Raw genomic sequence first — 8,675 nt, 5'->3', positions numbered from 1 at the left:
GGGGCTTCCCCCTCGAACGAGGACACCGATTTCAGGCGGCAGACCTCAGGCTATCTGTCGTCTTCTCATAGTCGATCGGGCTGAGCTGGCCGAGCCGGGAGTGCCGCCGGATCGTGTTGTAGCGGGTGATCCAGCGGAAGACGGCCAGGCGGGCGGTGCGGGCGTCGGGCCAGTGGCGCGCACCCTGCAGTGTCTCGCGTTTCAGACTCGCGTTGAAGGACTCGGCCGCGGCGTTGTCGGCGCTGGTGCCGACCGCACCGCGCGAGCGGGTGACGCCGAGCCGGCGGCAGGTCCGCGCGAACTCCCGCGAGCAGTACTGCGCCCCGTTGTCGCTGTGAAACACCGCGCCGTCCAGACGGCCGCCCCGGGTCTGCGCCGCGGCCTGCAGCGCATCGACGACGAGCTCGGCGCGCATATGATCGGCGATCGACCAACCGGCCAGCCGCCGCGAGCACAGGTCCACCACGGTGGCCAGGTAGAGGAACCGGCCACCGCCGATGGGCAGGTAGGTGATGTCGCCGGCGTAGCGGGTGTTCGGCCGCCCGGCGGTGAAGTCACGCTGGATCAGGTCCGGCACCGGCGCCGCGTCCGGTTCCGGGACCGTGGTGCGGACCTTCTTGCGCAGCCGCAAGCCGGCGATGCAGTGCTCGCGCATCACCCGCTCCACCCGCTTGTGGTTGACCATCATCCCGGCCGCGCGCAGCTCGGCCGTCACCCGGGGCGAGCCGTAGGTGCCGTCATGCTCGGCATGGATCCGCCGCACCCGCTCGGCCAACTGCGCGTCGGCCTGGCGGCGGGCCAGCCGCGCCGCCGCGCCCTTCAGCCATCGGTAGAAGCCCGAGCGTGACACCTGCAGCACCCGGCACAACCGCTTCACCCCGTAGAGCGCCTTGTGATCCTCAACAAACTGGAAGCGGTTCACCAGTTTGTCTCGCCCGCGAAAAGCTTGGCCGCCTTGCGCAGAATGTCCCGCTCTTGCTCCAGCTCCCGGATTCGCGCCTTGAGCTGCTTGTTCTCCTCTTCCAGCACGTCGTCCGAGGGTACGGGCCCGGCCGAGGTGTCCTTGCCAGCCGTGGCTCCGCCGGCCACGTGCCCGCCCTCGCTCCGGGCCTGTGCTGCGCGTACCCAGACCCGCAGCGTCTCGCGGCTGACCCCGAGATCACGCGCGATCGACGTGATCGTCCGGTCCGGCCTCGACAGCACCAACGCCACCGCGTCGGCCTTAAACTCGGGCGGGTAGTTCTTCATCACCATCAGGGACATCTCTTCCCCTGGACCTCAAGATCCAGTCTCCGAGGTGTCCACGTTCAAGGGGAAAGACCCGCTGGTGACGCGGACCTGGGCCGGCCGAGCTGCTGATGATCCAGGCGATCTACCACGAGCTGCGCCACGGCCACGACCAGGCGGCCGCGCAGACAGTGACCCTGGCCGCCCAGCCACGCGCCTCCGAGCGGGTGATCGTCATGTTCGGTAGATCCCGCCTTCAACCGCCACAGGTGACCTGCGAGAACAGGCTTGGCGTACGTATTCGTTCCGCTGCACCTCGCCCCCCCGACCCGTACCTGATCCTGGCCGAGGCGCGGACCGTGGCCCGTCGTCACGGGCGACGGTCCGTTTCATCCTGTGCAGAGGGCGCCGGGGCCCGTGCCGCGTGTGAGGCGGCCGACCAGGCACTGGCCGAGGAGATCCACACCGTCCATGCCGGCTCCGACGGCGCCCATGGCCCGCTTCTGCGCGGATCAAGCCGGCTTCACCATCAGTGACCTCGTTCCCGGCCGAGGAAGCACGACAGGAGGCGCCCGAAGTCGTGCGGGTGCTCGAGCGCCGGCACGTGCCCGCATCGGCCGAGCACGTGCAGACGGACATCGGCCAGGTGTTCGAGCAGGGGCAGGGCTGCCGTCCCGAGCGGGGTGACTCGGTCCTCGGCGCCATGGACGAGCAGCACGGGTGCGCGGACCCTTGCCAGCGTCTGCGCAGAGAGGGTGAGATCGTCGGCCCAGCGCGCCCTGGGCGGAGGGAACAACGACGCGAATGCGGCCGCCCCCGCTCGCATCGCGGCTGCACGGGCGGCGACGGCCGACTCGGTCACGAGGGCTTGATCGAGGACGAGGCGACTCAACATGTCCCGTGCCCCGGGCAGGCCGGCGGGAGCGGCCCAGATCGCGTCGAGCTCCGCGGACAGCGGCGCCCCGGGTGCGCCCATCGTGGAGACCGCCACGACACGGGTGACCTGCCGGGGACGCGCGGCCGCCAACGCCAGCGCCACGGCACCGCCCATGGAGTGGCCCGCCACGGCGTAGTGCTCGACGCCGAGAGCGTCCATCAGGCCCGCGGCCTGCTCCGTCCACAGCCGGAGCCCACCCCTGGAGCCCGCCGGGATCGGTGTACGGCCGAACCCCGCCTGGTCAGGAGCCACCAGGCGCCAGGACGTGCCCAGCGCCCGGGCCGTCGTCGCCCAGGCGCCGGATCCGGTCGTACCGGGTCCGGAGCCGTGCAGCATCAGCACCGCGGGCCCGGTGCCGCTCTCCAGGACGTGGACGGGGGAGCCGTCGACTGTGACGGTCCGAAAAGCCGTCACCGGGTCAGGCCGGGTGCGCTCATGCCGATGCGGAGTTGACGGACTTCGAGAAGACCTCCATCATCGCCCTGCCGAATTGCGGCATGTCGGGCCACCCCCGGCAGGAGACGAGGTTGCCGTCCACGACGTCGGGAGCGTCGATGACCGTCGCGCCCGCGTTCTCCATGTCACCGGTGATGGGAGGGAAGCACGCCGTCTTGCGACCCTTCAGCAGCCCGTACACCGCCGGCACCTGCGCGCCGTGGCACACCAGCGCGATCGGGAGGTTGCGCGCGAAGAAGTGCTCGGTGATGCGCCTGACGTCGGCGTCGACCCGGATCCACTCGGGGGCACGTCCACCAGGGATGATGAGGGCGTCATAGCGCTCGACGTCGACCTCGGCCCAGGGCACGTCGACCGGCAGCTTGCGGCCGTTCTTCTCCACATAGGCGTCGGAGTTGGGGTCGAACTCGTGGATGACCAGCTGAATGTCACGCATCGTCCGTGACGAGACGTCGACGTCCCAGCCGCCCTCCTGTACGCGATAGTAGGGATACATGGTGTCGAGCTCCTCGGCGGCGTCGCCGGTCAGGAGCAGCGCTCTGGGCACCTGCTTCTCCTCGCATCTGAGGCGGGTGAGGTGGATACGATCCGATCCGATCCAATACGATTCAGAGCATTCCCCGGCCCGGCCCCGCCCGTCAAGCCTCCGCCGCCATTTCGTCCGCGCCCCTGCGCTCGTCGAACAATCGCCGGAACCGCTCGCCGGACCGCAGGATGTGCCGGCGCATGGCATAGGCGGCGGCGTCGGGGTCACGCGCGGCGATCGCGGCCAGGATTTCTTCGTGCTCGGCCATGGCCAAGTGAGTGACCTGGGTGTCGTGGGCAAGCCGGAACAGGTGCACGTGCGTGTGCAGGCGAGCGAGCGCTTCGCGGATGACCTGGTTCTCCGCGCTCAGGGCGACGAGATCGTGAAAGGCGGCGTCGCGCAGCCCGAAGGCGCCATAGGCCATGAGCCCGCCGCCCCCCTCCAGCTCCGCCATCTCCTCCAGCATTCGTCGCAGGCCCGCCACCTGCTGCAAGGATGCGCGTTCGGCGGATCTGCGCGCCGCCGCCGGCTCAAGGAGCAGGCGCAGCTCAAGCATGTCCTCGAATCGCTGACGGGTGATTTGAGGGGGGATGTGATAGCCGGCATGGGGCACCCGCACGACCAGGCCCTCGGCCTCCATGCGGTTCAGAGCGTCTCGGATCGGCGTCTGCGAGACCCCCAGCTCTCGCGCCAGGGCGTCGATCGTGACGCGGGAGCCAGGCTCGATCCGTAGCGACATCAGCTGTCCGAGCAGCGTGTCGTACACCTCGTCGGCCAGCCGGCCGCGAGATCTTCCCGGCGGCACTCCGTCCGTCATGGCCCCACGGCGCGGCGCGATCATCGCTTCGTCGTCCATCGGGAGGTGAGGTCCTTTCTTGGGTCTTCGGGAATCGGTTGACATCGGTCGCAATGCTGCGGGATGTTGACGCTCCCACCCGGATCATATAGGAAAGGTGGCGGATGCTGGCCATCCTTCACTCCTCGGGGGGAACCGCCCATCATCGCTCCGCTTCGATCAGTTGGAGCTCCTATGAGCATGCTCGACGTCCTGCCCGGTTCGCCACCGGGCCGCGAAGGACCGAAGAACTTCTCGACTGCTTGAAGCCCCAGCAACTGCTCGGCGAAGCACGCAGCAAGGCTCCAGAGGTCCCCACCCAGAAAGCAGGCAAGAAGATGCGGTATCCAAAGCGAACAGGACGACTGCCCGTTCCCCGTCGAAAGGTGCGACTGGCGACGGCGGCCATGTTGGTGGCCACGACCATGGCGGCTTGCGGCCAGGACGACGGCGCGAACGCGAGCGCCCCCAAGGCGCCGGCGACCATCCCGGAGCTCACCAAGGACCCGCTGACCCTCAGCTTCATCTGGTTCGACTGGCCCCCCGCCCACGCGCTGGAAGCCTTCGCGAACGCGGAGTACGCCAAGGAGCGGCCGAACGTGACCGTCAAGGTCAACACCGTGCCGAACGCGAACTGGCACGACGCGATGTTCACCCAGTTCGCAGCGCACAAGACCGACTTCGACATCCCGATCCTGGACTCGCAACACATCGGCGAGGCCGTGACGAACGGCAACATCCTCGACCTCACCGACTTCGTCAAGAAGAACATCGACGTCAAGGCCTACGACCCGTACCTCCTGGCGGCCTACGGCCAGTTCCCCCAGGCGGAGACCGGGAAGCGCGACGAAAACGCCAGCCTGTACGGACTGCCGCTGCTCGGCGACACGTGGACGATGATCTACCGCAAGGACCTGATCGGCGACAAGCCGCCGCGGACCTGGGACGAGATGATCTCAGTCGCCGAGAAGTGCCAGGCGGACCACCCCGGCGTCAGCGGGCTGGCTTTCCACCAGGCCAACGGCTCCGACGCCGCGGCCGTAACCTACAACACGGTCAACGGCGTCTACGGCGGCAACCTCTGGGACCCCAAGACACGCAAGATCGAGGGCGTCCTCAACGACGCTGCGGGCCAGGAGGCGATGGACGTCCTGGTCAACAAGATGAAGCCGCTGACCGCCAAGGGCTCCGGCAACTGGTTCATCGACGAGGTGAACGCGGCGGTCGCCCAGGGCAAGGCATGCATCGCGTTCAACTGGATCGCCGCGAGCGGCGGCCTGCTTGACCCGAAGCAGTCGACGCTCGGCACCTCGCGGGAGCAGATTCTCGACAAGCTGGGTTTCGCCACCCTGCCGAGCCAGAAGACGAACCTGGTGCCTCTCGGCGGCATGGGGATGCACGTGTCGGCCTACTCCGCCAAGCCGAACCAGGCGGAGGCCCTGAACTTCATGAAGTGGTTCGAGCAGGCTGACATCCAGAAGAAGTGGGCCGCCGCTGGTGGCGTGCCATCGCGTACGGACGCCCTGGAGTCGCCCGAGTTCCTCGATGCCCAGCCGTTCAACCAGGTGTACACCGACTCGGTTCCGCGGATGCGGGACATGTGGAACGTGCCCGAGTACGCGCGCCTCGTCGACATTGAGAACACCAACGTGAACGCGGCTCTCAACGGCGCGAAGAAGCCGAAGGATGCGCTCGACGACATCGCCAAGGAGCAGCAGGGCGTGCTCAACTCCGGCAGCCGCAAGGGCGGCGGCGGACTGTGAGCAACTCCGCCCCTCTGACGACCGACCATCCCGGGCAGGTGGCGGCTGCGACGCCGCCTGCACCGGGCCGGTCCCACCGCTTGAGCGACCGCTGGCTCACCGTGGCCTTCATCTCCCCAGCATTGCTGCTGTTGCTCGCGATGTCGGTGTTCCCGTTGCTGTGGGCGTTGTACCTGTCGTTCACCGACTACTCGGCCACCCGCGGGGGGCCCGCCCATTTCATCGGGTTCGGGAACTACACCGCCATCCTGGCTTCGCCGCAGGTCCACCTGAGGACCTATACGACGTTGCTCTACGTGATCGGCGCGGTCACCCTGCAGACCGTGCTCGGTTTCACCATCGCCTACCTGATCTCACGGCGCACGCACGGACGCGGCCTGCTGACCACTCTGTTCCTGGTTCCGATGATGCTGTCGCCGGTCGTGGTCGGGCTGTTCTGGCGATTCATGCTCGACGCGCAATTCGGCGTGATCAACAGCATGCTCGGCTCGCTCGGCCTGGGGCAGGTGGAGTGGCTCACCCAGCAGCGAACGGCATTGATTTCCCTGATCGTGGTCGACACCTGGCAATGGACGCCGTTCATCATGCTCATCGCACTCGCGGGCCTCACCGCGGTCCCGAAGTACTTGTACGAGGCCGCCTCGATCGACCGGGCGTCCGAGTGGTTCCGGTTCCGCACCATCACTCTTCCGCTGGTGTGGCCGCTGCTCCTCATCGCCGTGTTGTTCAGGGCCATCGAGGCATTCCGGCTGTTCGACCTCGTCTACATCCTCACCAGCGGAGGTCCGGGCGTCTCCACCGAGACGTTGTCGTTCCACGTCTACAAGGTCGCGTTCCTGGGCTTCAACACCGGAACCGCCTCGGCGTACGGGATCCTCATGGTCCTCGTAGTCATCGTCCTCACGCAGCTTTACCTGCGCTACCTGAACAAGCTGAAGGAGGACTGATGGCCGGCTCCATCGACGAGGCCGTGTCCACAGGTCCTGCCCGGGATCACACGCGCCCCGCACGCCGCGGTGGCGGCCGGGGCCGCGCCGTGCTGGAGGTCGCGCTGCTGGCCGTGCTGGCCGTCGTGATGCTCTTCCCCGCGCTGTGGATGATCGAGACGTCCATCAAGGAGAACCGGGACGTCTACGCCATCCCGGCCAAGTTCTTCGACTTCAAGGTCACCATGGACCATTTCAGGGACGTGTTCGCCGCCTCCGGCGGCGGTCGCTCGGCTTTGTCCGTCTCGTTCCTCAACTCCGTCGTGGTCGCCGGGGTCTCCACGGTGCTGGCCACGGTGCTGGGGGTCCCGGCGGCCTGGGCCTACTCACGCTTCGCCATGAAGGCCAAGAAGGACCAGCTGTTCTTCATCCTGTCCACCCGCTTCATGCCGCCCGTGGTGGTCGTGATCCCGATCTTCCTCATGTACCGCCAAGTCGGACTCATCGACACCAAGCTCGGCCTGATCCTCATCTATGCCGCGTTCAACGTCCCGTTCACGATCTGGATGATGAAGGGGTTCGTCGACGAGGTGCCCGCCGAGTACGAGGATGCCGCCATGCTCGACGGCTACACCCGCTTGCAGGCGTTCTGGAAATTCACCCTTCCCCTGCTCCTGCCCGGCATCGCCGCGACGGCGGTCTTCGCACTCATCTTCTCGTGGAACGAGTTCGTGTTCGCCATCTTCCTCACCTCCAGCGACAACGTGCGTACGGCCCCACCCGCCATCGCCGGCCTCATCGGTGGAACCACCGTGGACTGGGGTCTCGTGGCCGCCGCCTCCGTGGTGTTCGCCCTACCGGTGCTCGCCTTCGCCTACCTGGTGCGCAGGCACCTCGTCGCCGGTGTGACGCTCGGGGCGGTGCGACGCTGATGGCGGGCATCGAGGTGACCGCCCTGCACAAGCGCTACCCGGACGGCACGGTCGCAGTTGATCACGTGGACCTGTCCATCGGCGACGGCGAGCTGTTCGTGATGCTCGGCCCTTCGGGTTGCGGCAAGACGACCACGCTGCGGGCCATAGCCGGCCTGGAGAGACAGACGACGGGCGACATCCGCATCGGCGACACGCTGGTCAACGACCTGCCGCCCGCCGAGCGCGACATCGCCATGGTGTTCCAGTTCTACGCTCTCTACCCGCATCTGAAAACCCGCGACAACCTGGCGTTCCCGCTGCGGGCCGAGGGACTGCCCAAGCCGGAGGTGCACGAGCGGGTCGACGAGGCCGCCCGGCTGATGCGGCTCGGCCCGCTCCTGGACCGGCGACCGCACCGGCTGTCCGGCGGGGAGCAGCAGCGCGTCGCGCTCGCCCGCGCCCTGGTGCGTCGACCGCGCGCGTTCCTCATGGACGAACCTCTCACCAATCTGGACGCGGAGCTGCGGGCGGACATGCGCACGGAGATCAAGCACCTGCAGGGGGAGCTGGGGACGACGATGGTCTACGTCACCCACGACCAGGTCGAGGCGATGTCGCTCGGTCACAGAATCGCCATCCTCAACAAGGGCCGCGTCGAGCAGATCGGCACGCCGCTGGAAGTCTACGACCGTCCGGCGAGTCTTTTCTGCGCCGCGTTCATCGGCTCCCCGCCGATGAACCTGATCGAGGTGGAGGTGGCCGACGGGCAGCTGCGCAGTCACAGCGGACTGGTCCTCACGCCACCGCCGAACCTGCCGCGCGACCGTCGCCTGGTGGCAGGCGTCCGGCCGGAGGCACTCGAAGTCACAGAACCAGGGGCGGAACGCTCGGTCCCGGCCCGCGTGATCTCGGCGGAGTGGCTGGGCGACGAGATCATCTACGTGGTCGACCACGGCGGCCGGCGCGACGTACGGGTCCGGATGCCACCGACTGTCCGTTTCACCGCTGACGCACCGGTCGGGCTGCGGCACGCCGGTGGGACCCCGGCGGTCTACGACGTGAGCACGGAAGAACTGGTGGCCTGATGGGAA

General features: G+C 67.9%; 9 protein-coding genes. 5 read left to right on the top strand and 4 right to left on the bottom strand.

Annotated features, from left to right (window positions below; genetic code table 11):
- Positions 1-31 precede the first annotated feature (31 nt).
- A protein-coding gene (locus tag ADY59_RS13780) for an IS3 family transposase (protein ID WP_156325478.1) occupies positions 32-1,254 on the bottom strand; the annotation gives its coding sequence in 2 pieces (ribosomal slippage) (positions 32-945 and positions 945-1,254; 1,224 coding nt in all).
- A gap of 104 nt (positions 1,255-1,358) precedes the next feature.
- On the opposite strand from ADY59_RS13780, the gene ADY59_RS13770 reads away from it, so the two are divergent.
- Complete coding sequence (locus ADY59_RS13770; RefSeq protein ID WP_049562166.1) at positions 1,359-1,763, top strand: hypothetical protein; 405 nt, start codon at positions 1,359-1,361, stop codon at positions 1,761-1,763.
- Here ADY59_RS13770 and ADY59_RS13765 read toward each other — a convergent pair.
- The 3 genes from ADY59_RS13765 to ADY59_RS13755 form a co-directional block, all read right to left on the bottom strand.
- Positions 1,757-2,578 carry an alpha/beta fold hydrolase gene (locus ADY59_RS13765; RefSeq protein WP_049562165.1) on the bottom strand — a complete coding sequence of 274 codons (822 nt, stop codon included), beginning with the start codon at positions 2,576-2,578 and terminating at the stop codon, positions 1,757-1,759. The genes ADY59_RS13770 and ADY59_RS13765 overlap by 7 nt on opposite strands.
- A 19-nt stretch (positions 2,579-2,597) precedes the next feature.
- Entirely contained in the window at positions 2,598-3,167 is a 570-nt protein-coding gene (locus tag ADY59_RS13760; RefSeq protein ID WP_049562164.1) for a DJ-1/PfpI family protein, read from the bottom strand.
- A gap of 91 nt (positions 3,168-3,258) precedes the next feature.
- Entirely contained in the window at positions 3,259-4,002 is a 744-nt protein-coding gene (locus tag ADY59_RS13755) for a GntR family transcriptional regulator (RefSeq protein WP_049562163.1), read from the bottom strand.
- Positions 4,003-4,106: 104 nt separating this feature from the next.
- Here ADY59_RS13755 and ADY59_RS13750 point away from each other — a divergent pair, with 104 nt between their 5' ends.
- The 4 genes from ADY59_RS13750 to ADY59_RS13735 all read left to right on the top strand — a co-directional run bounded on the left by ADY59_RS13750 (position 4,107) and on the right by ADY59_RS13735 (position 8,669).
- On the top strand, positions 4,107-5,744 hold the full coding sequence (locus ADY59_RS13750; RefSeq protein ID WP_197093623.1) for an extracellular solute-binding protein: 1,638 nt from the start codon (positions 4,107-4,109) through the stop codon (positions 5,742-5,744).
- A gap of 80 nt (positions 5,745-5,824) precedes the next feature.
- A complete protein-coding gene (locus ADY59_RS13745; protein ID WP_197093622.1) occupies positions 5,825-6,691 on the top strand; it encodes a carbohydrate ABC transporter permease in 867 nt (288 codons plus the stop codon).
- Complete coding sequence (locus tag ADY59_RS13740; protein WP_049562161.1) at positions 6,691-7,602, top strand: carbohydrate ABC transporter permease; 912 nt, start codon at positions 6,691-6,693, stop codon at positions 7,600-7,602. The genes ADY59_RS13745 and ADY59_RS13740 overlap by 1 nt, the downstream gene beginning before the upstream one ends.
- Positions 7,602-8,669 (top strand): ABC transporter ATP-binding protein, encoded by a 1,068-nt coding sequence (locus tag ADY59_RS13735; protein ID WP_049562160.1) that lies wholly within the window; start codon positions 7,602-7,604, stop codon positions 8,667-8,669. Before ADY59_RS13740 ends, ADY59_RS13735 begins: the two co-directional genes overlap by 1 nt.
- Positions 8,670-8,675: the final 6 nt, after the last annotated feature.

The organism is Nonomuraea sp. SBT364, from assembly GCF_001083785.1.
In the GTDB taxonomy this organism is placed as follows: Bacteria; Actinomycetota; Actinomycetes; order Streptosporangiales; family Streptosporangiaceae; genus Nonomuraea.
This window is presented reverse-complemented; position numbering and strand designations above follow the sequence as displayed.

Coding starts and splice junctions, on each gene's coding strand:
- ADY59_RS13740 (WP_049562161.1), top strand. CDS start 6,691: ATGGCCGGCTCCATCGACGAGGCCGTGTCCACAGGTCCTGCCCGGGAT.
- ADY59_RS13755 (WP_049562163.1), bottom strand. CDS start 4,002: ATGGACGACGAAGCGATGATCGCGCCGCGCCGTGGGGCCATGACGGAC.
- ADY59_RS13750 (WP_197093623.1), top strand. CDS start 4,107: ATGCTGGCCATCCTTCACTCCTCGGGGGGAACCGCCCATCATCGCTCC.
- ADY59_RS13770 (WP_049562166.1), top strand. CDS start 1,359: ATGATCCAGGCGATCTACCACGAGCTGCGCCACGGCCACGACCAGGCG.
- ADY59_RS13735 (WP_049562160.1), top strand. CDS start 7,602: ATGGCGGGCATCGAGGTGACCGCCCTGCACAAGCGCTACCCGGACGGC.